This window comes from Bacillus sp. JK62 (assembly GCF_053663455.1).
Map to the genome: position 1 here is coordinate 58460 of NZ_JBSJQA010000005.1, position 24200 is coordinate 82659.

At 48.9% G+C, this 24200-nt stretch carries 25 protein-coding genes; 22 read left to right on the plus strand and 3 right to left on the minus strand.

Annotation, left to right across the window (positions count from 1 at the left end; translation table 11 throughout):
- Nucleotide 1 precedes the first annotated feature (1 nt).
- Nucleotides 2-1123, plus strand: coding sequence for a mannitol-1-phosphate 5-dehydrogenase (locus ACWJJ4_RS12700; RefSeq protein WP_070081371.1), 1122 nt, complete (start codon nucleotides 2-4; stop codon nucleotides 1121-1123).
- Nucleotides 1124-1193: 70 nt separating this feature from the next.
- Nucleotides 1194-1589, plus strand: coding sequence for a 3-hydroxyacyl-ACP dehydratase FabZ family protein (locus ACWJJ4_RS12705; RefSeq protein WP_070081372.1), 396 nt, complete (start codon nucleotides 1194-1196; stop codon nucleotides 1587-1589).
- 38 nt (nucleotides 1590-1627) lie between these two features.
- Here ACWJJ4_RS12705 and ACWJJ4_RS12710 read toward each other — a convergent pair whose 3' ends face one another.
- Nucleotides 1628-1792: a hypothetical protein gene (locus ACWJJ4_RS12710; RefSeq protein ID WP_003156294.1), complete on the minus strand. Its 165-nt coding sequence runs from the start codon at nucleotides 1790-1792 to the stop codon at nucleotides 1628-1630.
- 127 nt (nucleotides 1793-1919) lie between these two features.
- On the opposite strand from ACWJJ4_RS12710, the gene ACWJJ4_RS12715 reads away from it, so the two are divergent.
- The 9 genes from ACWJJ4_RS12715 to ACWJJ4_RS12755 all read left to right on the plus strand — a co-directional run bounded on the left by ACWJJ4_RS12715 (nucleotide 1920) and on the right by ACWJJ4_RS12755 (nucleotide 9330).
- On the plus strand, nucleotides 1920-2669 hold the full coding sequence (locus ACWJJ4_RS12715; RefSeq protein WP_003156292.1) for a Cof-type HAD-IIB family hydrolase: 750 nt from the start codon (nucleotides 1920-1922) through the stop codon (nucleotides 2667-2669).
- Nucleotides 2670-2874: 205 nt separating this feature from the next.
- Entirely contained in the window at nucleotides 2875-3639 is a 765-nt protein-coding gene (locus tag ACWJJ4_RS12720) for a 5-oxoprolinase subunit PxpA (protein WP_146283825.1), read from the plus strand.
- 22 nt (nucleotides 3640-3661) lie between these two features.
- Nucleotides 3662-4876, plus strand: a complete 1215-nt coding sequence (locus ACWJJ4_RS12725) for an NRAMP family divalent metal transporter (RefSeq protein WP_044053272.1) — start codon at nucleotides 3662-3664, stop codon at nucleotides 4874-4876.
- Nucleotides 4877-4880: 4 nt separating this feature from the next.
- Nucleotides 4881-5675: a putative hydro-lyase gene (locus ACWJJ4_RS12730; protein WP_063174371.1), complete on the plus strand. Its 795-nt coding sequence runs from the start codon at nucleotides 4881-4883 to the stop codon at nucleotides 5673-5675.
- Between the two features lie 29 nt (nucleotides 5676-5704).
- Nucleotides 5705-6436, plus strand: a complete 732-nt coding sequence (pxpB, locus tag ACWJJ4_RS12735; protein WP_454021681.1) for a 5-oxoprolinase subunit PxpB — start codon at nucleotides 5705-5707, stop codon at nucleotides 6434-6436.
- Between the two features lie 2 nt (nucleotides 6437-6438).
- Complete coding sequence (locus ACWJJ4_RS12740; protein WP_094247900.1) at nucleotides 6439-7446, plus strand: 5-oxoprolinase subunit C family protein; 1008 nt, start codon at nucleotides 6439-6441, stop codon at nucleotides 7444-7446.
- 17 nt (nucleotides 7447-7463) lie between these two features.
- On the plus strand, nucleotides 7464-8213 hold the full coding sequence (locus ACWJJ4_RS12745; protein ID WP_003156285.1) for an IclR family transcriptional regulator: 750 nt from the start codon (nucleotides 7464-7466) through the stop codon (nucleotides 8211-8213).
- A gap of 64 nt (nucleotides 8214-8277) precedes the next feature.
- The gene (locus tag ACWJJ4_RS12750; protein ID WP_063174372.1) at nucleotides 8278-8919 is read left to right on the plus strand and encodes a GDSL-type esterase/lipase family protein; all 642 of its coding nucleotides are present in this window, start codon (nucleotides 8278-8280) and stop codon (nucleotides 8917-8919) included.
- Between the two features lie 195 nt (nucleotides 8920-9114).
- Nucleotides 9115-9330 carry a YczI family protein gene (locus ACWJJ4_RS12755; protein WP_369719110.1) on the plus strand — a complete coding sequence of 72 codons (216 nt, stop codon included), beginning with the start codon at nucleotides 9115-9117 and terminating at the stop codon, nucleotides 9328-9330.
- On the opposite strand, the gene ACWJJ4_RS12760 is transcribed toward ACWJJ4_RS12755, so the two are convergent.
- Entirely contained in the window at nucleotides 9301-9621 is a 321-nt protein-coding gene (locus ACWJJ4_RS12760) for an antibiotic biosynthesis monooxygenase family protein (RefSeq protein ID WP_003156282.1), read from the minus strand. The two genes, ACWJJ4_RS12755 and ACWJJ4_RS12760, sit on opposite strands and share 30 nt — an antisense overlap.
- Before the next feature lie 156 nt (nucleotides 9622-9777).
- Here ACWJJ4_RS12760 and ACWJJ4_RS12765 point away from each other — a divergent pair, with 156 nt between their 5' ends.
- From ACWJJ4_RS12765 to ACWJJ4_RS12805, 9 genes are all read left to right on the plus strand, one after another.
- Nucleotides 9778-11781 (plus strand): penicillin-binding transpeptidase domain-containing protein, encoded by a 2004-nt coding sequence (locus ACWJJ4_RS12765; RefSeq protein WP_077721815.1) that lies wholly within the window; start codon nucleotides 9778-9780, stop codon nucleotides 11779-11781.
- Between the two features lie 113 nt (nucleotides 11782-11894).
- Nucleotides 11895-12797 carry an aldo/keto reductase gene (locus ACWJJ4_RS12770; RefSeq protein WP_232213356.1) on the plus strand — a complete coding sequence of 301 codons (903 nt, stop codon included), beginning with the start codon at nucleotides 11895-11897 and terminating at the stop codon, nucleotides 12795-12797.
- A gap of 299 nt (nucleotides 12798-13096) precedes the next feature.
- Entirely contained in the window at nucleotides 13097-15181 is a 2085-nt protein-coding gene (locus tag ACWJJ4_RS12775; RefSeq protein WP_454021682.1) for a BglG family transcription antiterminator, read from the plus strand.
- Nucleotides 15182-15402: 221 nt separating this feature from the next.
- On the plus strand, nucleotides 15403-16917 hold the full coding sequence (locus tag ACWJJ4_RS12780) for a class I adenylate-forming enzyme family protein (protein ID WP_063174392.1): 1515 nt from the start codon (nucleotides 15403-15405) through the stop codon (nucleotides 16915-16917).
- A 158-nt stretch (nucleotides 16918-17075) separates the two neighbouring features.
- Entirely contained in the window at nucleotides 17076-17936 is an 861-nt protein-coding gene (locus ACWJJ4_RS12785; protein WP_134986384.1) for an SDR family oxidoreductase, read from the plus strand.
- A gap of 12 nt (nucleotides 17937-17948) precedes the next feature.
- On the plus strand, nucleotides 17949-18452 hold the full coding sequence (locus ACWJJ4_RS12790; protein ID WP_014304360.1) for a D-lyxose/D-mannose family sugar isomerase: 504 nt from the start codon (nucleotides 17949-17951) through the stop codon (nucleotides 18450-18452).
- 86 nt (nucleotides 18453-18538) lie between these two features.
- On the plus strand, nucleotides 18539-19162 hold the full coding sequence (locus ACWJJ4_RS12795; protein WP_070081378.1) for a GNAT family N-acetyltransferase: 624 nt from the start codon (nucleotides 18539-18541) through the stop codon (nucleotides 19160-19162).
- A gap of 6 nt (nucleotides 19163-19168) precedes the next feature.
- Nucleotides 19169-19591, plus strand: coding sequence for a pyridoxamine 5'-phosphate oxidase family protein (locus ACWJJ4_RS12800; RefSeq protein WP_003156270.1), 423 nt, complete (start codon nucleotides 19169-19171; stop codon nucleotides 19589-19591).
- A 498-nt stretch (nucleotides 19592-20089) separates the two neighbouring features.
- Nucleotides 20090-20899 carry a lipid II flippase Amj family protein gene (locus tag ACWJJ4_RS12805; RefSeq protein ID WP_014304362.1) on the plus strand — a complete coding sequence of 270 codons (810 nt, stop codon included), beginning with the start codon at nucleotides 20090-20092 and terminating at the stop codon, nucleotides 20897-20899.
- Between the two features lie 37 nt (nucleotides 20900-20936).
- Here ACWJJ4_RS12805 and ACWJJ4_RS12810 read toward each other — a convergent pair whose 3' ends face one another.
- Nucleotides 20937-21227, minus strand: coding sequence for a DUF3817 domain-containing protein (locus ACWJJ4_RS12810; protein ID WP_003156265.1), 291 nt, complete (start codon nucleotides 21225-21227; stop codon nucleotides 20937-20939).
- Between the two features lie 176 nt (nucleotides 21228-21403).
- On the opposite strand from ACWJJ4_RS12810, the gene ACWJJ4_RS12815 reads away from it, so the two are divergent.
- Together ACWJJ4_RS12815 and ACWJJ4_RS12820 are read left to right on the plus strand one after the other, a co-directional pair.
- Nucleotides 21404-21838, plus strand: coding sequence for an Lrp/AsnC family transcriptional regulator (locus ACWJJ4_RS12815; RefSeq protein ID WP_003156263.1), 435 nt, complete (start codon nucleotides 21404-21406; stop codon nucleotides 21836-21838).
- Between the two features lie 63 nt (nucleotides 21839-21901).
- On the plus strand, nucleotides 21902-24088 hold the full coding sequence (locus ACWJJ4_RS12820) for a DNA topoisomerase III (protein WP_106080143.1): 2187 nt from the start codon (nucleotides 21902-21904) through the stop codon (nucleotides 24086-24088).
- Nucleotides 24089-24200 lie beyond the last annotated feature (112 nt).

Consider the following 24200-nt stretch of genomic DNA (forward strand, 5'->3'; position numbering starts at 1 on the left):
CATGATTGCCCTTCATTTCGGAGCGGGAAACATCGGGCGGGGCTTTATCGGCGCCCTGCTCCATCATTCCGGCTATGACGTAGTTTTCGCTGATGTGAATGAAACGATGGTCAGCCTTCTCAATGAAAAGAAGGAATATACCGTGGAGCTTGCCGACGGCGGCAGGCGGACAGAAATCATCGGCCCCGTTTCAGCCATCAACAGCGCGGTGCAAGAACAAGAGCTGTACGGGCTGATTAATGAAGCGGCGATCATTACGACGGCGGTGGGCCCGAACGTTCTCAGACTCATTGCCTCGTCCATCGCGGAAGGTCTGAAGCGCAGAACGTCCTCTGAGCCTCTCAATATCATTGCCTGTGAAAATATGATCGGCGGCAGCAGTTTTCTGAAAAAAGAAGTTTTCGGACATTTGACGGAAGCGGAGCGGGAACTCGTGAACCGGACAGTCGGCTTCCCGGATTCTGCGGTAGATCGGATCGTGCCGATTCAGCACCATGAAGATCCGCTGAAAGTATCCGTAGAACCGTTTTTTGAATGGGTCATAGACAGAACCGGCTTTGCCGGCGATCAGCCGGTACTTAAAGGCGCGTTGTTTACGGATGATCTTACGCCTTTCATTGAGAGAAAGCTGTTTACCGTCAATACCGGGCATGCCGTCACGGCGTATGTCGGCTATCAGCGCGGATTAAAAACCGTCAAAGAGGCCATCGGCCATCCTGAAATCCGGCGTGTCGTGTACGATGCACTTTCAGAAACGGGCGAGTACTTGGTGAAAGCGTACGGCTTTAAGCAATCCGAACACGAGCAGTACATGAAAAAAATCATCGGCCGCTTTGAAAATGAATACATCACGGATGATGTGACAAGAGTCGCCAGATCACCGCTCAGAAAACTCGGAGCGAATGACAGATTAGTAGGGCCGGCCAAAAAAATAAAAGAACCGAACGCGCTGGCAGAAGGTATCGCCGCCGCCCTGCGCTTTGACTATCAGGATGATCCGGAAGCGGTTGAGCTGCAAAAGCTTATCGCGGAAAAAGGCACGAGCGGCGTTCTTCAAGACATTTGCGGTATTCAGCCGCATGAACCGCTGCATGGCATCGTGCTCAAAAAGCTCAATCAATAAAAATGAACCTGCGTCGGGGGGGACGCGGGTTTTTTCTTGCGTTATAATGAGAGGGAAGGGAGGCTGCGTGATGAATCAGACGCTATTGCCCCATCGTTTTCCGTTTCTTTTGATTGACGGCACGACGAACAGTGAAGCCGGAAAATGGGCGGGTGCTTACAAAAACATCAGTGAAAATGACTGGTTTATAACTGAATCCCAAAAAGAGATGCCATTTTCGCTCGTCGTTGAAGCAATGGCCCAAACGGCGGCTTGCGCGGGAATTACCGGCGGTGACGGTCTCGGTCTCTTATCCGCGGTGAAGAAAGCGGAAAGGTTAGGTGCCGCTTTGCCGGGAGACCGTCTGGATCTTTTTTTTGAGGTCACGCGAATCAGACGCGGTTTTGTGTTCGGCCGGGCGAAAGCGTCCGTTGCCGGGAAGCCTGTGGCGGAAGCGGAGCTCAGCATATTTATCCAGCCATCGTAAAAAAAGCCGCCTCCACCGGCGGCTTTCGGACAAGCGTGTTATTTTGTATCATAATCTCTCTCACTTTGTGAATTGTCCCTCTGGTCATGTTTGTGTTTTTCGTCATTGGCGTTTTCCTTCAGCTCTTCTAGCGGAATCGGATCCGTTAAATCATGATGTTCAGGATTTTCATTCGGTTTGTTCTTTTGTTTTCTTTCTTTCATCCTCCATCACCTCAATATTTCTTTTCCTCAACGCTCGCCCCGCCAAACGCAGGAAGCGGTTTTTTGTTCCTGTGGGTCATATGTATTAAAATAGAGACGACTACAATATAAAAAGTGAGGTACATATATGCCGATACAAAGAGAAGACGCAGATATTAAACTGATCGCGATTGATATGGACGGAACCCTGCTCAATGACGAGCAGCTCATCCCGGAGGAAAACCGGCGGGCGATCAAGGAAGCGGAGGCGAAAGGAATTCACGTCGTCATCAGCACAGGACGCACGCTGATGACCTGCCGCGAACTGGCTGAGTCTCTCGAGCTGTCATCCTTTTTAATCACGGCAAACGGCAGCGAAATCTGGGATTCCAACTTTGAGCTGGTTGAGCGCAAGCTTCTTCATACCGATCATATTCAAAAATTATGGGATCTGAGGAATAAGCACAACACGAATTTCTGGGCTTCTACCGTCGATAGAGTGTGGAGAGGGGAATTCCCGGAAACGATTACGGATCATCAGTGGCTCAAGTTCGGGTTCGAAATCGAGGATGACGAAGTGCGGAATGAGGTGCTGAAAGAGCTCAAGGAATACAAGGAGCTCGAAATCACAAACTCAAGTCCGATCAACATCGAAGTCAATGCCCTCGGTATCAACAAAGCGGCTGCGCTGGCGAAGGTATCGGAAAAACTCGGCTTCACGATGGAAAATGTGATGGCCATGGGTGACAGTCTGAATGACATTGCCATGATCGAAAAAGCGGGTGTCGGCGTCGCCATGGGGAACGCGCAGGACATCGTGAAAGAAACAGCTGACTGGGTGACTGATGTCAACACGGAAAACGGGGTCGCCAAAGCGATCCGCCACTGGGTGTTATAATAGAAAAAAGAGAGAGTCTCAGCATGAGGCTCTCTTTTTTTGTTTTGTCAGATTTGTGACTAGGTCTATGGTAGGTTTTCTGACAAAAGGATGTTCAAACCTGTCAGAATTAAATATAATGAAGAGAAATTCAACAATTCGGAATAATCGTTCCGAATATCGGAATGATAATAAAATAAAACGTTTACAATACAGGAGGGAGCTTATGTTTCAGATTGACATCAATTGTGATTTAGGAGAGAGTTTCGGTGCTTATAAAATCGGACTGGATGAAGAGATTTTGGATTATGTGACATCTGCAAACATCGCCTGCGGCTTTCATGCGGGTGATCCCAGCGTGATGCGCAAAACGGTTGCGCTTGCGGCGGAAAAAGGCGTGAAAATCGGCGCTCATCCGGGACTGTTTGATCTGCAGGGATTCGGGCGGAGGCAGATCGCGATTACGCCCGAGGAAGCGTATGATCTGACGCTGTATCAAATCGGCGCGCTGTCAGGGTTTTTAAAAGCGGAAGGTGTCGAGATGCAGCATGTGAAGCCGCACGGCGCTTTATATAATATGGCCGCCGTCAATCCCGGCTTGTCAGAAGCCATCGCTCAGGCGGTCTTTCATTTTGATCCCGGACTCATTCTTTTCGGGCTTTCCGGAAGCGAGCTGATTAAAGCGGGAGATCGAATCGGACTGAGGACGGCAAGCGAAGTGTTTGCGGACCGCACCTATCAGGAAGACGGCACGCTGACGCCGCGTTCAGAGCCGGATGCGCTGATTCAGGATGACAAAAAAGCGGTCGGTCAAGTGATTCAAATGGTGAAAGACAGCACGGTGACATCACGTAAGGGACAAGCTGTAAGCCTGAAAGCGGACACGGTCTGCATTCACGGAGACGGCGCCCACGCGCTGACATTCGCAAAAACGATCAGAAACGAATTAAAAGCGGCAGACATTCAAATCAGTGCGCTTGCAAAAGACTGAGCAGCAGAGGGAGGAAGACAGCATGGAGCAAAAGAAAAAAACAGCCGGAAAGGCTTCCGGCAAATGGTCGCTTCTTTTAGGCGCGACATTTTTGATGGCGACATCATCAATCGGGCCCGGCTTTCTGACGCAAACGGCCACGTTTACCAATACATTGGCGGCAAGCTTCGGCTTTATCATTTTAATCTCTATTATTTTGGACATCTTCGCGCAAACCAATGTATGGCGGATTATCGCGGTTTCCGGAAAGCGCGGCCAAGAGATTGCCAATATGGTGCTTCCGGGCGCTGGTTATGCCATTGCTTTTCTGGTCGTGCTCGGCGGACTTGCGTTTAATATCGGAAACATCGGCGGCGCGGGTCTCGGTCTTCAAGTATTATTCGGAATCAAACCGGAGATCGGCGCTTTAATCAGCGCTGCGATTGCGGTTCTGATTTTCGTCATAAAGGAAGCCGGAAAAGTCATGGACCGTTTTATGCAGATCGCCGGAATCGTCATGATCGTATTGACTGTGTATGTTGCCGTAACGACGGCTCCGCCGGTCGGACACGCAGTTGTGAAAACTTTTATGCCTGATCATATCAGTGTGCTGGCAATCGTGACGCTTGTCGGCGGCACGGTCGGCGGATACATTACATTTGCCGGCGGCCACCGCTTGCTTGATTCAGGCATCCAAGGGAAGGAAGTCATTCCTCAGGTCACGAAAAGCTCCATCACAGGCGTCTTGATTACATCTATTATGCGGATTGCCCTGTTTCTCGCCGTGCTCGGCGTCGTCTCAAAGGGCCTGCGCATCGATCCTGATAATCCCGCGGCTTCTGTGTTCAAGCTTGCGGCGGGAAATGTCGGCTATAAAATTTTCGGCGTCATCATGTGGTCTGCCGCTATCACGTCTGTCATCGGCGCCGCCTATACATCGGTGTCATTCTTCAAATCGTTTTCGGCAAAAATCGAAAAGCACTCACATGGCGTAATTATCGGTTTTATCATCGTATCCACTCTTATTTTTGTCACGATCGGCCAGCCTGCCAAAATTCTGGTCGCGGTCGGTTCGCTTAACGGCTTAATTCTGCCGCTTGCATTAGCGATGATTCTGTTGGGCGCTTATAAGAAAAAAATCGTCGGCGATTACAAGCATCCGATCTGGCTCACGATTGCAGGGGCGATCGTAGTGGTTGTCATGGCGGTTATGGGCATCTATACATTATTCTCGCAAATGCCGCAGCTATGGAGCTGATGATATGAAAAACCATATGAGTGATACGAGTCCCGAAGAAGTCAGACAGCTTATCAGGAAAGGGCAGATGACCGGGCCGACGGCGGGGTTGGCCGCTTCTTACGCACAAGCCAATCTCGTCGTTTTGCAAAAGGATCTTGCCTTTGATTTTCTTTTATTCTGCCAGCGCAATCAAAAGCCTTGTCCGGTGCTTGATGTGACGGATGCGGGTTCGCCTGTTCCGGCAATAGCGGCGCCGGGAGCTGATATCCGGACGGACTTTCCGAAATACAGGATTTATCGGCATGGCGTGCTTACTGAAGAGGTAACGGATATTACACCGTATTGGAAGGATGATTATATCGGGTTTTTGATCGGCTGCAGTTTTTCATTCGAGCAGGCCCTTATCAATCAGCACATTCCAATCAGGCACATTGATGAAGGCGTGAACGTTCCCATGTATAAAACAAATATTGACTGTGTTCCGGCGGGCCCGTTTTCAGGAAAGATGGTCGTCAGTATGAGACCGATTCCGGAAGGGCTTGCAGTCCGCGCGGCGCAGGTCACGTCACGTTTTCCCGCCGTGCACGGCGCCCCCGTCCGCATCGGAAATCCGCAAAGCATCGGCATCAGCGATTTGCATCAGCCGGATTTCGGAGATGCCGTAACGGTGCGGGAAGGTGAAGTTCCCGTATTCTGGGCCTGCGGCGTTACACCCCAGGCGGTGATCATGGAAGCAAAGCCTGATATCGTAATAACACATTCACCGGGGCATATGCTGATCACCGATATACGAAATGAATCGCTTGCTGTCCTGTAAGTGAGAAAGAATACAACGAGGTGATGACAATGATGCAGTATAGCGGAAATACAGCGCTTGATATACAGCCGTACGGTGATTCCGCCGTTATCATCCGCTTTGGCGGGCACATCAGCGAAGAGGTCAACAGCCGGGTGCATGCGGCGGCAGCCTGTATGGAAGAACGGCCGTTTCCGGGCTTCGTTGAATGTATTCCGGCATTCACAAGCTTAACGATCTTTTATGACGTGTATGCCGTCTCAAACATAAAAAAAGGCGTCTCTCCTTTTGCTCTGGTCAAGAAAGAAGTGACAGAACGTCTCAGTCATATAATGACCGGCCGCAAAGAAGAGCGCCGGATGATGGAAATCCCCGTTTGCTACGGCGGTGATTTCGGTCCCGATTTAGAAGAGGTCGCTGAGATGAACGATCTGACCCCGGAAGACGTCATCCGCATTCATACTGAAGGCGAATATCTCGTTTATATGCTCGGATTTGCGCCGGGGTTTCCGTTTTTAGGAGGAATGTCTGAGCGGATCAGAGCGCCGAGAAAGGCGTCGCCAAGGCCGTCCATCCCGGCCGGTTCAGTAGGAATCGCGGGAATGCAGACCGGTGTGTATCCGATATCCACTCCCGGCGGCTGGCAGCTGATCGGCAGCACCCCGCTCCGGCTTTTCAGGCCGGAAGAACATCCGCCGAGTCTTTTGAGAGCGGGCGATACGGTGAAATTCGTCCGGATCACAGCAGAGGAGTACAGCCGCATCAAGGAGGGAGCCGAATGAGTATGAAAGTGGTAAAACCCGGTCTCTTGACGACGGTTCAGGACACGGGACGGACGGGATATCAAAAATACGGTGTATTGGGAAGCGGCGCAATGGATACGATCTCTCTGCGCATCGCCAATCTTCTTGCCGGAAATCAAGAAAAAGAGGCGGGGCTTGAAGTTACGCTTATGGGGCCAGGGCCTTCCTTTGAGTTCTCAGAACCCGCGGTTATTGCCGTTACGGGAGCGGATTTCGCCTTTCATATTAATGGGGAGCCCGCCCCTCTGTGGAAACCGGTTTTGATAAAGGAAAACAGCGTCGTCTCATTCGGGCCGTGCAAGATGGGGAGCCGCGCTTATCTCGCCGTCGCGGGGGGATTTGACGTGCCCGCCGTCATGGAAAGCAAAAGCACGTATGTCAGAGCGGGGATCGGCGGCTTTTGCGGAAGAGCGCTGCAAAAAGATGATGAGCTGCCGCTCGGCCGTATGACGCCATGTTCGGAATCAATCGCGTACCGTCTGAGCGATTCTTTCGGACAGCATGGTTTCTCAGCGCCTGATTGGTCTGTCAGCAGCAGAGGATTTCTGCCGCTGAAAAAAAATCCGGTCATACGAGTGCTTGAAGGCGCTCAATTTCACGCTTTTACAGAAGAAGCAAAATTACGTTTTTATCAAGAGTCATATACGGTCACGCCTCAATCCGACCGAATGGGCTACCGGCTGAAGGGCGCTCCGCTTGAATTGCGGGAGCCGCTGGAAATGGTATCTGAGGCCGTGACGTTCGGAACGGTGCAGGTGCCGCCGGACGGCAATCCGATTATTCTGCTGGCTGACAGACAGACGACGGGGGGCTATCCGCGGATGGCGCATATCATATCCGCCGATCTTCCTCTCGTCGCCCAAACGATGCCGGGGGAACATATTACGTTCCGGGCCGTTTCGCTGGAGGAAGCGGAAATGCTGCTTTTGGAGAAGGAACAGCAGCTGAAGGAGCTGAAAGCAAGGCTCAAAATGGAATGGGTGATCTGACAAAGGGGCTAAAGACCATGGAAAACAAAAACAAAACCGTCATCAAATCAATGGAACTGCTTCATTTGTTTCTGACTGAACCGAGCCTGAGCTTAAATGAGCTGGTTTCTCTATCGGAAATGCCGAAGACTTCGGTTCACCGGATGGCAAGCTCACTGGAAGAAACGGGATTTCTCACCCGGGCAGCGGACGGCCGTTATCAGCTTGGCCTGATCTTTTTACAATTCGGCCAGCTCGTCTCTGAACGTCTGGATATCAGGAAAATAGCCAAACCGATTATGGAAGAGCTGTGCAGCGAAGTGGATGAGGCCGTTCAGCTGATCATGAGGGACGGGGATGAAGCCATTTACGTCGAAAAAATTGAAGGCACCCAAACCGTCCGCCTGTATACGGCAATCGGCCGCCGGTCGCCGCTGTACGCGGGAGCGTGCGCCAGAAGCATTTTATCGTTTCTGCCGGAAGAGGAGATTGACACATACATTCAGAAGACAAAGCTTGCCGCAATCGCCTCAGGCACGATGACGGATCGGGCTGAACTGCTTCACTCCATTGAAAGATCCTTGCAATCAGGTTATACGATCAGCTATTCGGAATTAGAAGATTATACGGCGGCGATCGGGGCGCCGATTTTCAATCACGAAGGTAAGGTGGCTGCCGGAATCAGCATCGCCGGCTTCGAAGCCCGGTTTTCAGAGGACAGGCTGCCGTATTTAACCGAAAAGGTCAAAAACGCCGCACAGCATATTTCTGAGAAATTAGGTTATTGACCGAGCCAATTTTTCTTCACTCGCGTACATTACAATATCGATAGTAACGAGTGGAGGAAAGTAAATGGGACTTGTTTATACGGCGCTGGGGGATTCTTTGACGACGGGGAGGGGATCCGGACCGTTTTCCGCCGGTTTTGTCCAGCGGTTCGGGCGCATGATGGCAGAAGATTTACAGACAAAAACCGACGTATCCATCTTTGCCAAATCAGGCCTTGAGACTGGAGAAATTCTCGGGCTTATGTCCTTACCGTATATTCAGAGGCGGATTCAGGCTGCTGATATGATTACGATTACAGGCTGCGGCAACGATTTGATTGATTCGGTTCAGGCATATCAGCAAACATCGGATGCTTCGGTATTCACCAGCGTGTCCAGTCACTGCCATGAGAACTTTGAAAAGATGATAGCCAAGATTGCTGCCTTAAAAGGACCGCACCCGTCTCCTTATGAGATCCGCGTCTTCAATTTATACAATCCTTTCCCGGGCATCTCCATTGCAGAAAAATGGATATCCTCTTATAATGCGCACCTCAGCACGCTCGCATCGGCGCCGCACGTCAAAATTGCCGACGTCCACAGCGCTTTCAAAGGAAAAATGAATGAATATCTTTCTCATGACCGCGTACACCCCAACAGCAAGGGGTATGAAGTCATGGCATGCGTCCTGCGGGGGCTCGGATACGGAAGCCTCGCCCGCTCATAACCGCGCGCTCCTTTTCATGGGGAGCGCGCTTTTCGTGCTCCTTAAAACAAACTTAAAATTGTCCGACTTTCGTTCTATCCGCACAAAAAGTACGCTAGAATAATGGGGGATAAAGACAGAAATAGAATTGTGTTCAAAAAATGATAATAGAAAGGATGGATTGCTTTGCTGCGCGCCTTAAAACTGTCACTCGCGATGCTGATTATTATACTTGCGGCCGCCGCATTTACGTATGCGGAACATACCTCCGTCATACAGCCGGTTATGCTCGTGTTTCTCGGTGCGGTCATGTTCATTCAGGGGCTGGAGGAAAAACGGAAAGAAAACGACGGCTCCGGGAAATTCAATATCTATACCGCCGTTTTTGTATGGTCGATCTCCTTAATCGGTTTTACGCTTCACGCGATCTGAGTCTGATAGATCCTGAAAATGCTCCACAACGGGAAATGGTGAATAAAAACGGTGCAGTAAGGCTTTCCATTCCTGATATTCCGGCGATCCGCGAAAGCCTTTTGTATGATCTTCTAAAGTCTCCCATTCCACAAGCAGCAAATATTTATGCGTCTTTTCCATACATTTGGACAAGGAATGGGACAGATAACCTTTCATGCCCGCGATAATCGGCTCCGCCCGGCGGAATGCCTCTTCGAATTCCCCCTCAAGGCCTTCTTTTACATACAGCATGGCTGCTTCTCTGATCATCTGAAATTCCTCCTTTTTTTAATAGATACATTGTATAAGAATATGGCCCGTGACGGCCGAAAAAACAAAAAAATTTTAAACGCTCTGAGAAAAAAATCCTTGCCAGCCTGATTTGGTTTAGGAGAAAATAACAGTTGGAAGGCAGGGGAATAGACAGTGAAAAAAGGGTTATACCTATTACTTTTACTCGCAGGAATCATAGGTTTGATCGGCTGCTCGAAAACGGAATCGGCCGAAGACAGAATGAAAGATTTCGTAAAAGACTGGAACGGCGGTCATTACGATAAGATGTACCAAAGCCTCACCCAAGATGAAAAGAAAAAACGATCCAAAAAGGATTTTGTAAAACGATATGAAACCATTTATGAACAAGCAGGGGTCAAAAATCTGAAAGTCACTGCCGAAAAACAGGACGAAGACGATAAGAAAAAAGATGACCTCCAGCACATCGATTATAAAGTCAGCATGGATACAAAAGCAGGGAAGGTCGCTTTTGAAAACACGGCCGTCCTGAAAAAAGAGAAAACAGACGATGGCGAATCATGGAACATTGACTGGAATCCTTCTTTTATTTTCAAACAGCTTTCCGATGACAAAACCGTGCAGATCGCAAATGAGGAACCGAAGCGCGGACAAATTTACGACAAAGACGGAAAAGGTCTCGCCGTGAATACCGAGGTGCCGGAAATCGGCATTATTCCTGGAAAACTCGGCAAGGATAAAGACAGCGTGATCAAAAAACTGTCTGAAAAACTGGACCTTTCTGAAGACGATATCAAAAGCAAACTGAACCAGGGCTGGGTAAAAGACGACTCCTATGTCCCGATTCAAAAAATCAGACCGGATGATGAAAGCAAGGTCAAAAGCCTGCTCGCACTAGACGGCGTGACGAAAACGAAAGTCAGCTCCCGCTACTATCCGTACGGCGAAAAAGCGGCCCATCTGACCGGCTATATTAAAACCATCACAGCGGAGCAGCTGAAAAAAGCGAAAGACGGCCAATACAGCGATACTTCCAAAATCGGCATCGCCGGCCTTGAGAATGTATATGAAGACAAGCTGCGCGGCACGACCGGCTGGAAAATTTACGTCCCGCAAACAGGTGAGGTCATTGCTGAAAAGAAAGCCGAAAGCGGGCGGGATATTCATGTAACGATTGACATGAAAACGCAGACGAAGCTGTATGATTCTATGAAAGACGACAGCGGAGCGGCAGTCGCCCTCGAACCGCAAACGGGAGAGACCCTCGCGCTCGTCAGCGCACCGTCTTATGACCCGAACGGCTTTCTTTTCGGCTGGAGCGGAAAAGAGTGGAAAAAGCTGAATGAAGATAAAAACAATCCGTTTTCAGCGAAATTCAACAAACTTTATGCGCCGGGATCAACGATTAAACCGATTGCCGCGGCAGTCGGCCTGACAAACGGCACATTGAAAGCGTCGGAAAAGAAAAAAATCACCGGTAAAGAGTGGCAGAAAGATTCGAGCTGGGGCGGTTACCATGTCACACGCGTATCAGAGCGCCTGAATGAAGTGGATCTCGAAAACGCGCTGATCACATCGGACAACATCTACTTTGCGCAAAATGCCATAGATGCCGGAGCGGACGCGTTTACAAAAGGATTAAAAACATTTGGCTTTGATGAAGAGATTCCGTACCAATTTCCGATTGAAAAGTCCTCAATCGCTAACGGCAAGCTTGATTCCGAGATTCTTCTCGGAGATACGGGCTACGGCCAGGGGCAGATGCTGATGTCTCCGCTGCACTTAGCGGCTGACTATACCGCATTTGTAACAGACGGAAATCTCGTCAAACCGACATTGATCAAAGACGGAGAAAAAACACCGCAAATCTGGCATAAGCAAGTGGTGTCAAAAGCCAATGCCGAAGAAATCACAAAAGGGCTGAGAGGCGTCGTTGAAGATCCGCGCGGCTCTGCATATCAGCCGGCCGTAAGCGGCATTACCGTAGCCGGAAAAACCGGTACAGCCGAGCTGAAAACGTCTAAAGAAGATAAAGACGGCAAAGAAAACGGCTGGTTTGTCGGTTACGATTATAAAAAGAAAGACCTCTTGATCGCGATGATGATTCAAGACGTCAAAAAACGCGGCGGAAGCCATTACGTCGTTGAAAAAGCGAAAAAGCAGTTTCAGAATCATTAAATGACGATTTTTGCGGGCTGAAAGGAAAATCGGCCGCCGAAGCAGAATGAAACAGCATGGGCAATTCCTGAAAACAGAGATACAAGAGGCTCTAAGAAAAAGGGGGATTTCACATGCAGCGCATTCAATTGGCTGAAGACCTGGAATTTTCAAGAGTGATACACGGGCTTTGGCGTCTGAACGAATGGAATGTTTCAGACGGAGAGCTGCTGAATCTGATTGAATGGTGTATCAGCCAAGGCATCACCACCTTCGATCATGCCGATATATACGGCGGTTATACGTGTGAAAAGCTGTTCGGCGGCGCTTTGTCCCTTTCGCCTTCAATAAGGGAGCGAATCGAAATCGTCACAAAATGCGGGATTGTCATTGAATCACCGGAGCGGCCAGGAAACAAGTCGCATCATTATAATACGTCGAAGTCTCACATCTTAGCGTCGGCGGAGCAGTCGCTTTTGAATCTGAATACGGATTATCTGGATGTGCTGCTCATTCACAGACCGGACCCGCTTATGGATCCGGAGGCTGTGGCTGAAGCGTTTCACGCGCTGAAAAGCTCGGGCAAGGTCAGATATTTCGGGGTATCGAACTTTAAAGCGCACCAGTACAGAATGCTCGAATCCTATTTGGATGATCCGCTCATCACAAACCAAATTGAAATATCGGCGTACAAGCTGGAAAATATTCATGACGGCACGCTGGATTTCTGTCAGGAAAAACGCATTCCGCCGATGGCGTGGTCACCGCTTGCGGGCGGGAGCGTCTTTACAGGACAATCAGATAAGGACCTCCGAATCCGTGCCGCGCTTCGTTCCGTACAGGAAGAAATCGGCGCCGCTTCCATTGACGAAGTCATGTACGCATGGCTGTTCACCCACCCGGCAGACATCATGCCGATTGTCGGCAGCGGAAAAGAGAACCGCATTTCCGCCGCGGTGCGTGCATCCGCATACAAACTCAGCCATGATCAGTGGTTCCGGATTTATACCGGTGTCCAAGGCTGCGATATTCCATAAACAGAACAAACGCCCGGAAGGTATCTTCCGGGCGTTTGTTTATGTGGTGTGCAATGTCTAAAAACAAGTAAGGTCACTTTGAAGTATAGCCGTGCGGATCAAGAGTAACAAGCGTCATGGCATATTATCTGACACATTTTTCTTTTTCAATACTGTCACACGGCCCAGTGCCAAATTGCCATTTGAAAATGGTTGAATAATCATTGAAAGCGTTTTATATTATAATTTACACCACTTTCCCCGGCAGCACTCCCCATATGCCATACTTCTCACAACTAGAAAATCTGGAGGCGCGTTTCATGTATATGACAGCGAGAGAACAAAAATTAATGAAACATCTATTACTGCAGAACCGTTACGAGACAGTGCATGAACTGGCAGAAGCTTTACAAGTCAGCACAAGAACCGTTCACCGCGAGTTAAAAACAATCAAACCGATAATGGAATCATTCGGTCTGGCACTTGATAAACAGCCCGGCAAAGGACTGAAAGCGGTAGGAAACCCGGAGGACAAACAAAAACTCCTGTCAGACCTGTCCTATGAACAGCATGAATACAGCGCTGAGGAGCGGAAACTTTTAATTCTATGTTCTCTATTAGAGTCGCAAGAGCCGATCAAGCTCTACAGTCTGGCGAACGAATTGCAAGTGACAAACGCGACAATCAGTTATGATCTGGATGAGCTGGAGACTTGGATTGCGCCCTTCGGCTTGACGCTGATCCGAAAAAGGGGCTTCGGCATTCAGCTGACGGGGCCGGAAAATGCGAAACGGAAAATCGTCGGCAATCTCATCGTCAACCGGCTTGATATTCAGAGTTTTTTGGAAGCGGTTGAATTCAATATTAAAGGAAAACCGGACGATGCTGAAAAAATGTTCGGCGTCGTAAATAAAGCGGAACTTTTGAAAATGGACCGGCTCTTGATTCAGCTCAAGGAAAAAATCGCGATCGCCTTATCTGACAGCTCATACATGGCGCTTGCGGTTCATTTAACCTTTGCGATGGACCGGATCAGGCTCGGAGAAACCATCACGATGGAGGCTTCGGAACTAAAAGCGCTGCAGCAGACGAAGGAGTACGGCTCTGCGCTGGAAATGGCTAAAGAGCTTGAAAAAGCGTTCGGCGTTTCAATTCCGGAAGCTGAGATCGGTTATATCACCATTCATTTGCGGAGCGCCAACCGCCAATACAAAACGGAATTCAAACCGGAAAACATTGAAGTTGAAACGGCCTTGCAAACGAAGCAGCTGATCGGATTCATTTCTGAAAAAATCAAAATTGATCTGACGGAAAACGGTTCTTTATACGACGGTTTAATCGCCCATCTGGAGCCTGCGATCAACCGGGTGAAAGAAAATATCGACATGTACAACCCGATGACCGAGCAAATTAAACGCGACTACTTTCTGCTGTACATGGCCGTAGAAGAAGGAATGGAAAAATTCTTTCCGGGGCTTCTTTTCTCTGATGATGAGATCGCTTTCATCGTTCTTCACTTCGGCTCCGCTCTGGAAATCAAACGGGAAGAAGCGAAGATCAAGGCGCTGATCGTCTGTTCCAGCGGCATCGGGTCGTCCAAAATGCTCGCATCCAGACTGAAAAAGGAGCTTCCGGAAATCCGTTCCTTTGATATGTCTTCCCTCATCGAACTGAAGGACCGAGACATCACCGCGTATGACATGATCGTATCCACCGTTCCGATCCCGTATGGAAACATTGATTACGTCATGGTCAGTCCGCTTTTAAACGAAGAAGACGCTGATCAGGTGAAGCAGTACATCAAAAGAAAAATTCCGCTGATTCTTGACAAAAAAAGAAACGGTAAAAGAGAAGAGAAGCAGCCGGAGACGCCTGATATGCTGGAAGCGGCCGGCCGTATGGCACATTATGCGGCGGTTATCCAAAGCGTGCTGCGGAACTTTTCGGTCAAATCCATTGAGTCAAACACGGCGTACGAACTGTTTTTGAATCGTTTGTTTGCCATGCTTGAGCAAGAAGGATTTGTCCGTAATGCCAAACAAACCGCACAGCGCCTTGCAGAGCGTGAACGACAGGGCGGACTCGGCATTCCGGGAACGGCGATGGCGCTGTACCATCTCAAAAATGAAGAAATTGTCACGCCTTTTTTCAAAATTTATGATTTGACGGCTCCATGCAGTGTCAAAGGCATGGACGGAAATTCCCTGACCGTCGGCCGCGCTTTGGTGATGATGGCGCCGGCTGATATGCCCGCTGAAGGGTCGGAAATACTAAGTGCGGTCAGCTCCGCCATCATCGAGTCCGAAGACAGTATAAAAGCCTTCCAGACGGAGGATGAAGCCGATTTATACAAACGTTTAAACAAGCTGTTTTATCATTTCATTCAGGAGAAAGGACAGCGGTAAACAGAAAGCGCACACCTCATATGGGGTGTGTTTTTTTCTGCATGTATGAGGGTAAGGGGAAGGGAAGAAACTAAAAACATGGGACTATTGTATCATTCACGAATGGAATAGTTCTAAAACAAAATTGTTTTACAAGTTATATTTTTTGGTTTAAAATGGGTTGCGTGAGGAAGAAAATCTGACAGAGTTTTTTGTGATTTATGATTATGGGAGATGAAAATATGGAGACATTACAGCATCTGATTCTGCATGACATTTCAAATAGCGAAGAGATCGAAGCTGTAAAAAGCGGTGCGCATACCCTGACCTACGCGGAATATCGAAAACGAATCAACCAGCTTGCACAAGCGCTTCTTGATAAAGGAATAAAAAAAGGCGACAGAGTGGCGATGCTTTGCAAAAACGGCCACGCGTCATCCATTGTCATGTTTGCGGCACTCGAAATCGGCGCGGTTGTTGTGCCGGTCAGCTGGCAATTAACACCTTACGAAATGAAAGGCATTTTAGCAGCCTGTGAACCGAAAGCTGTCTTTTTCGGCACTGAATTTAAAGAGATTATGGAAGAAGTTCTTCCTGCGCTGGTATCTTCTCTTAAACTGAAGGTCGAGACAGGAACAGCTGCGGAGACAACGCCTGAGTTTGACGCTTTATTGACAGGCTCCGGTGATACACCGGATGTCGAAACGGTGTCTGAAAACGATACGGCATTGCTGATGTTTACTTCAGGTACAACCGGCAATCCGAAACGCTGCATGATCACTCACGGCGGCATATACAACTACGTAAACGCGACATTGGCTTACACGGGGAGAATGCAGCATGTCCGCTTCTTAGCATGCCATCCGAATTACCATACGAGCGCGATTATCTGCCAGATGGTCGGCACGATGAGCGGAACGACATTCATTATGACAGACAATCAGGACCCTGTGGAAAACTTGAAGCTCATCGAAAAAGAAAAAATTCAAACCATCATGGCGCTGCCAGTCTATTTCACATACCTGCTGAAAGCATGGGAAACGCACCAGACTGACATGTCTTCTATCGTTTATATGATGACAGGAGGCACAAAGGTGCCAAGCAGCCTGATCCAGCAGTATCTCGACATCGGCATCCCGCTCATGCACGGATACGGAAGCACGGAAGCGTGGGGCATCAGCTCTTGGAATCCGCAAATGGGAATGGATAAAGCCGCTTCCGCAGGTAAACCGATGGAAGAAGTGGACGTCCGCGTTGTAGATCCGGAAACAGGTGAAGTCCTTCCGCAAGGCTCAATTGGAGAAGTCGTTGTGACAAGTCCGTTTTTATTTAAAGGCTACGAAGGTAACGAAGAAGCGACACGAAAAGTGCTGAAAGACGGCTGGTTCCATACCGGCGATTCCGGCTATGTGGATGAAGACGGATTTATCTTTATCACCGGACGTTATAAAGATGTCATCATCTACGGCGGCGATAATATTTATCCTGACCAGATTGAAGAAGTCATTCAGCAAGTGCCGGGAATTCTCGAAACAGCGGTTGTCGGTATCCCTGATCCGCTTTACGGCGAAAAGCCGAAAGCGTTCATCGTGACAAACGGCAGAGAAGACCTGACAGAAGAAGAAGTGACCCGATTCCTGCAAGAACGTCTTGCTGCCTTTAAAATTCCGGACATTGAGTTCGTCAGCGAACTTCCGAAAAACAACCTTGGAAAAGTGAGAAAAGACGTGCTCCGCAAACAAGCGGTACGTTCATAATAGTGAACAAAAACCCGGCTGCCAGCCGGGTTTTTTTCTTGCGTTCCATGTGAAACATTTTTCTCCGAAAACGTTTTGAACTGTCTCAATCATGTTTATCCGGAAGACAGCCGAGGTAGACAAGAAATATGACAACGAACCAGAAGGAGGAACTTGACATGGAAAACTATCCGAAGGAATTCCCGGCGGAATCACAAAACCGCCAGCCGGGCATTGAAAGCGAAATGAATCCGACGCCTGTTTACGAATACAAAGAATATAAAGGCGCTGACAAATTAAAAGGGAAAACCGCGCTCATCACAGGGGGCGACAGCGGTATCGGACGCGCCGTTGCGGTTGCTTACGCGAAGGAAGGCGCAAATGTCGCGATCGTCTATTTTGATGAACACGATGATGCGGAAGATACAAAAAAACGAGTGGAAGAAGAAGGCGTAAAATGTCTGTTAATCCCCGGCGATGTCGGTGAGGAAGACTTTTGCAATGAAGCCGTTGAAAAAACGGTTGAAGAATTCGGGCGTCTTGATATTCTCGTGAATAACGCCGCGGAACAGCATCCGAAAGAAAGCATTAAAGACATCACAAGCGAGCAGCTTCACAGAACCTTTAAGACAAACTTTTACTCACAATTTTATTTGACTAAAAAAGCGATTGATTACATGAAGCCGGGCAGCGCAATCATCAATACGACATCCATTAATCCTTACACAGGCAATCCGCAGCTGATTGACTACACGGCTACGAAAGGCGCGATTAACGGTTTTACGAGATCCATGGCGCAAGCGCTCGTCAACGATGGTATCCGTGTCAACGCCGTGGCGCCGGGGCCGATCTGGACACCGCTTATCCCGGCGACATTCTCAGAAGAAACGGTCGCTTCCTTCGGTCAGGATACGCCGATGGGCCGGGCAGGCCAGCCTGTTGAGCATGTCGGCTGCTATGTGCTCTTGGCCTCAGACGAATCCTCTTATATGACCGGACAGACGCTGCATGTCAACGGCGGCAGATTTGTGACCACATAAGGAGGCTGAAGCATGACGATATCGAAACATGACGTGAATGCATACTATCAAAAAGCGGGAATCGTTCTGACTGATGATGAAGTCGAAGACATTCAAATCATGGATTACGGCTTAGGCAAGCTTGAGGAAACCGGGCTTCAGCTGTTTATTTACGTGAATACCGACCGCTACTGTTCGAAAGAATTGGTGCTCTTCCCGCGCCAGACGTGTCCGGAACACCGCCATCCGCCGGTCGGCGGCGAGAAGGGAAAACAAGAGACATTCCGCTGCCGCTGGGGGAAGGTGTATCTCTACGTGGAAGGCGAAAAGACAGAGAACCCAAGCGTCCTCCCGCCGGAAGAAGACAAGGAGTACTACACCGTCTGGCATGAGATTGTGCTTGAGCCGGGCGGACAATACACCATTCCGCCGGATACGAAGCATTGGTTTCAAGCGGGAGAAGAAGGGGCGGTCGTTACGGAAATGTCATCGACAAGCACGGATGATCACGATGTTTTCACCGATCCGCGCATTTAAGGATGAGGCTGCACGCCTCATCTTTTTTGTATGGAAAAAAATAAATTTACCTGTATAATGGCTAATAAAGGAAAGAAGGTGCGGTCGTGTTTTCCTGTCAAATCCGGGAACATCTGACGATCAGATTGCTTGCCAAAGAAGATACGGACGAATTGTATTCTGTTATGAAGCGAAATCAAAACCATCTCAGCGAATGGCTCAGCTGGGCGGAAGAACTGGCTGACATCGATACGTACCGCGATGTGATCATCCCCGAATGGCGCTATAAATATGCGGAAGAGAATGGGTTTGACGCCGGAATTTTTGTGAAGGGCCGGTTTTGCGGCATGATCAGCATCCATAATGTCGATACAGTCAATCAAAAAGCAGAGATCGGCTACTGGCTGGATCGAGAGCATGAAGGATTCGGCATTATCACCGCAAGCTGCCGGGCGGTCATCACCCATGCATTTCAGGACCTCGGGCTGAACCGCATCATGATCAGCGCGGCTGAAAAAAACATGAAAAGCAGGGCGGTGGCGGAACGGCTCGGATTTCAGAAAGAAGGACTGACGAGAGAAGGCATTTTCGTACAGGGCGCCTATCATGACACGGTGAACTACAGCATGCTGAAGCGGGAATGGAGCGAAGATCGGCAGAAGAGCACATTTCTTGGTTTAAATGTCTCCCCAATGTGGAAAAGTAACAGCGGAGACGTTAAAAAGGAGTGATTCTTCATGAATCAAAATGAAATCAAAGAAAAAGTGCTTGAAGTACTGGATCATCATAAAGTCGGTTCGCTTGCGACGGTAGAGCAAGGCAAACCGCATTCACGCTACATGACATTTTTCCATGACGGCTTAACGATTTACACGCCGACGAGCAAAGACACTCATAAAGCGGAAGAAATTGAAAACAATCCGAATGTTCATATTCTGTTAGGGTATGACTGTGAAGGATTCGGTGACGCTTATGTGGAAGTGGCCGGAACCGCCAAACTGAACAACTCAGCAGATTTAAAAGAAAAGCTGTGGGATCCGAAACTGGAACGCTGGTTTGACGGAAAAGACGATCCGAACCTGGTGATTCTTGAAATTGAACCGAAGCAGATCAAGCTCATGAACGCGGGTGAAAAAACGCCGGCCGAGCTGGAACTTTAATAAATCATTTGATTATTCAGGGGCAATCTGTTATACTTAACTGCTAAGTGACAACATGCAAATAAAAAAGAAAGTAAACTTCTTTTTTCTGTTTTGATATAGAAGCTTCATGCTTCAACGGACAGCTTGAAAAAAAGCTGAGCTTATTCTTTTCCTTCTGATATTCGCCCCTAACGAAGAGATGGAAAAAAGACTTTTTGTTTTACAATTCACACCGGCGCGGCTTCGGAGCCGCAGTGACGATTGAGAGGTAGGGCTTTCGTTGTCTTGTGTTCAAGAACTTCCATGGTGTTTACTTTCGAAGAATGATTCTGTCGGAACTGTTAATACGAATCACCCGCGGGCTAAGGCGGGCAACCATATATTATTTATTTGCGTAAGAAAAGAATAAGACAAAACCGCGCCGGACATCCGGGCGGTTTTTTTATGTAAACGGCCGAAACCTTGCCGCAGTCTGCAGAGTCTAATCAGTATGAAAAGATTTGGAGGAATCATACATTGCACGTTATTACTTCACAAGTACTGTTTATCTTCTGTTTTCTGCTGCTGATACATTCGATTGAAACGCTTGCCTATGCAACACGGCTTTCCGGCGCGAGAGTCGGATTTATCGCGTCCGCGCTGTCATTATTTAATGTCATGGTTATCGTGTCGCGCATGTCAAACATGGTTCAGCAGCCGTTTACCGGACATCTGATTGATGCCGCCGGATCAAACGCTCTGTCTGTTGTGGGCGCCCAGTTTCGATTTTTAATATTCGGCTCCACGGTCGGAACGATGCTCGGCATCTGTCTTTTGCCGACATTCGTCGCGTTATTCTCCAGGGCGATTATACACTTGGCGGACGGAGGAGGCTCCGTCATGCAGGTATTTAAAAAAGGATTTTCACTGAACGGGCTGAAGCATGCGCGTTCTTATATCAGACTGCCGTCAGTCTCCTATTTAAAGGGGCTTCAATTCCGAATGATCCCGAAACGCTTGTTTGTCATTAATATGGTCATTACGTCTATTTACACGATCGGTGTTCTGTCCGCTCTGTACGCCGGCCTTCTGGCGCCTGAGCACAGCACGACCGCCGTGATGGCATCAGGCTTAATCAACGGCGTTGCGACTATGCTGCTGGCCGTGTTTGTTGACCCGAAAGTCTCCGTACTGGCAGACGATGTGGCGAAGGGCAAGCGCAGCTACGTCTCCTTAAAATGGACCTCATTGACGATGGTCACATCAAGGGTCGCGGGCACGCTTCTCGCCCAGCTCGTATTCATCCCCGGCGCTTATTATATCGCCTGGGTGACGAAATGGATGTAACGCATGAAAAAAGCTCCTCTGCAGAAGAGGAGCTTTATTATTGATAATTTCTCAGGCCGCGATCATAAATAAAATTACCGAACGGAATAAAGGCCGCGATAAAACCGGCGGCTGACCATTTCACATGCCATTTGACAGTAAACGCCGCATACGCCAGCACCGCCAGATAAATGATAAACAAACCGCCGTGAATGGAACCGGCAATGGTGACGGCGAGCGGATGATGAGCCCAATACTTCAGCGGCATCGCGATAAACAGCAGCACCAAAAGCGACATTCCTTCAATAAACCCCATCGTGCGAAGTCTGCCGATCGGCGTGTGTAACATACAGCTCCCTCCTGTCGGACATCTTTTTTCCTCTATACTATAAGCAAAGGGCAGTCCTAATATGACCATTTCGCGTCTGTTCCTGAAAAAACCTTCATGATTTCAGCCTGTTGTTCTTGTCATTTTTCGGATTTCTCTTGATAATATAGCCAAAAGGGTAAGGAAGGACTACAGTCATGAAACTAGATAATGTGGATCTGAGCATCATTAAAGAGCTGCAGCGGGACAGCCGCCTGTCCATGCGGGAGCTGGGCAGAAAAATCAAATTGTCAGCCCCGTCCGTCACAGAGCGTGTCAGACAGCTTGAATCCTTCGGCGTTATTAAGCGCTATACATTGGACATTGATCAAAAAAAGATCGGGCTCCCCGTCTCCTGCATTGTCGAAGCGACGGTGAAAAACGGAAAATACGATCAATTCAAAACCTACATTCAATCCATTCCCAACATTGAATTTTGTTTTCGGGTCGCCGGGGCGGCGTGTTATATGCTGAAGATTAACGCGGACAGTCTGGAAACCATCGAACACTTCATCAACCGCACCTCTCCGTATGCCCAAACCGTGACCCACGTCATTTTCTCAGAAATTGACACAAAAAACGTCCTCGATTAGAGAGAGCGTGAGGAAGTCTGTTATAATAACAGGATGAGTGTGAAAGAAAGAGAAGTGAAAAGCATGTCAAAAACAGTTGTATTAGCTGAAAAACCTTCAGTCGGCCGGGACTTGGCCCGCGTTCTGAAATGTCATAAAAAAGGAAACGGATATCTTGAAGGCGACCGCTACATCGTCACATGGGCGCTCGGGCATCTGGTAACGCTCGCTGACCCTGAAGGATACGGCAAAGAATTTCAATCATGGCGGCTTGAGGATCTGCCGATTATTCCGGAGCCTTTAAAGCTCGTCGTCATTAAAAAAACAGGAAAACAGTTCAATGCGGTCAAAGCTCAGCTTGCCCGAAAAGACGTCAGCCAGATCGTAATCGCTACAGACGCAGGACGGGAAGGGGAACTTGTGGCCCGCTGGATTATCGAAAAGGCAAACGTCCGCAAACCGATTAAGCGGCTGTGGATTTCCTCTGTGACGGATAAGGCGATTAAAGAAGGATTTCAAAAGCTCCGCAGCGGCAAAGAGTACGAAAACCTGTATCATTCCGCCGTTGCCAGAGCGGAAGCGGATTGGATCGTCGGCATCAACGCGACCCGCGCCCTGACCACGAAATTTAACGCGCAGCTGTCATGCGGACGCGTCCAGACTCCGACACTGGCGATGATCGCCAAACGCGAAGCGGATATTCAGGCGTTCAAACCCGTTCCTTATTACGGTCTCCGCGCGGCGTCTGATCAGATGACGCTGACATGGCAGGATAAAAAAACAAAACAGACAAGAACGTTCGATCAGACGGTGACCGGCCGTTTGGCAAAAGACCTGCAAGGAAAGCCGGCAGTCATTTCAGAATTGAAAAAAACGGCGAAGAAAAGCTTCGCTCCCGGTCTTTACGACTTGACGGAATTGCAGCGGGACGCTCATAAGCGCTTCGGTTTCTCCGCAAAAGAGACGCTGTCCGTGCTTCAAAAGCTGTATGAACAGCATAAGCTTGTCACTTACCCGCGGACGGATTCCAGATTCCTTTCCGCAGACATCGTGCCGACTTTAAAAGACCGTTTAAACGGCATGGAAGTTAAGCCGTACGCCCAGTACGTCAATCAAATACTGAAGCGGGGCGTCAAAGCGCATAAAGGATTCGTCAATGATGCGAAAGTATCGGATCACCATGCCATCATTCCGACAGAGGAGCCGCTGATCCTTTCAAGCCTCAGCGACAAAGAACGAAAGCTTTACGATCTGATTGCCAAACGTTTTCTCGCCGTGTTAATGCCGGCGTTCGAATACGAAGAAACAAAGGTCACAGCCGATATCGGCGGCGAAACATTTACCGCAAAAGGGAAAACGGTTCAATCGCCTGGCTGGAAAGCCGTGTATGATATGTACGAGGATGACGACGATCATGAGGAAGACAAAGACCAGACGCTCCCGGATCTTCAGCAGGGTCAGCGCCTCACTGTCTCATCATTGAAAGAAACGAGCGGACAGACGAAACCGCCGGCGCGCTTTAATGAAGGCACGCTGTTATCCGCGATGGAGAACCCAAGCGCCTTTATGCAGGGAGAAGAGAAGAACCTTGTGAAAACATTGGGTGAAACCGGCGGACTCGGAACAGTCGCCACCCGCGCTGATATCATTGAAAAACTGTTCAACAGTTTCTTGATCGAGAAAAAAGAAAAAGATATTTTCATTACGTCAAAAGGGAAGCAGCTCTTACAGCTCGTCCCGGAAGATTTAAAATCGCCGGCCTTAACCGCTGAGTGGGAGCAAAAGCTCTCCGCCATCGCAGCGGGCAAACTGAAATCCGCCGTGTTCATTAAAGACATGAAAACATATGCGGGCAAAACGGTGAAGGAAATCAAAAACAGCAGCCAGACTTTCAGACATGACAACATTTCAGGCACCGCCTGCCCTGATTGCGGCAAAATGATGCTTAAAGTCAACGGCAAACGCGGCACGATGCTCGTATGTCAGGATCGTGAGTGCGGCAGCCGGAAAACGCTGGCAAGAAAAACAAACGCCCGCTGTCCGAACTGTCATAAGAAAATGGAGCTTCGCGGCCAGGGCGAAGGCCAAACCTTCGCATGTGTATGCGGCCACCGGGAGAAACTGTCCGTCTTTGAAAAGCGGAAGGCGAAAGATAAATCCGGACGCGCATCCAAGCGGGACATCAACTCTTATATGAAAAGCCAAAACAAAGAGGAGCCGATGAACAACGCGCTGGCAGAACAGCTGAAAAAACTCGGCCTGGATAAATAGATCAGAGAAAGGCAGCATTTGTAAAGAAATGCTGCCTTTTGTTGTGTTTTTTACTGTAATGGGAATACGATCCATGTGAAGAGGGAAAAGGTGAGAGGCGGCGCTTCCATTT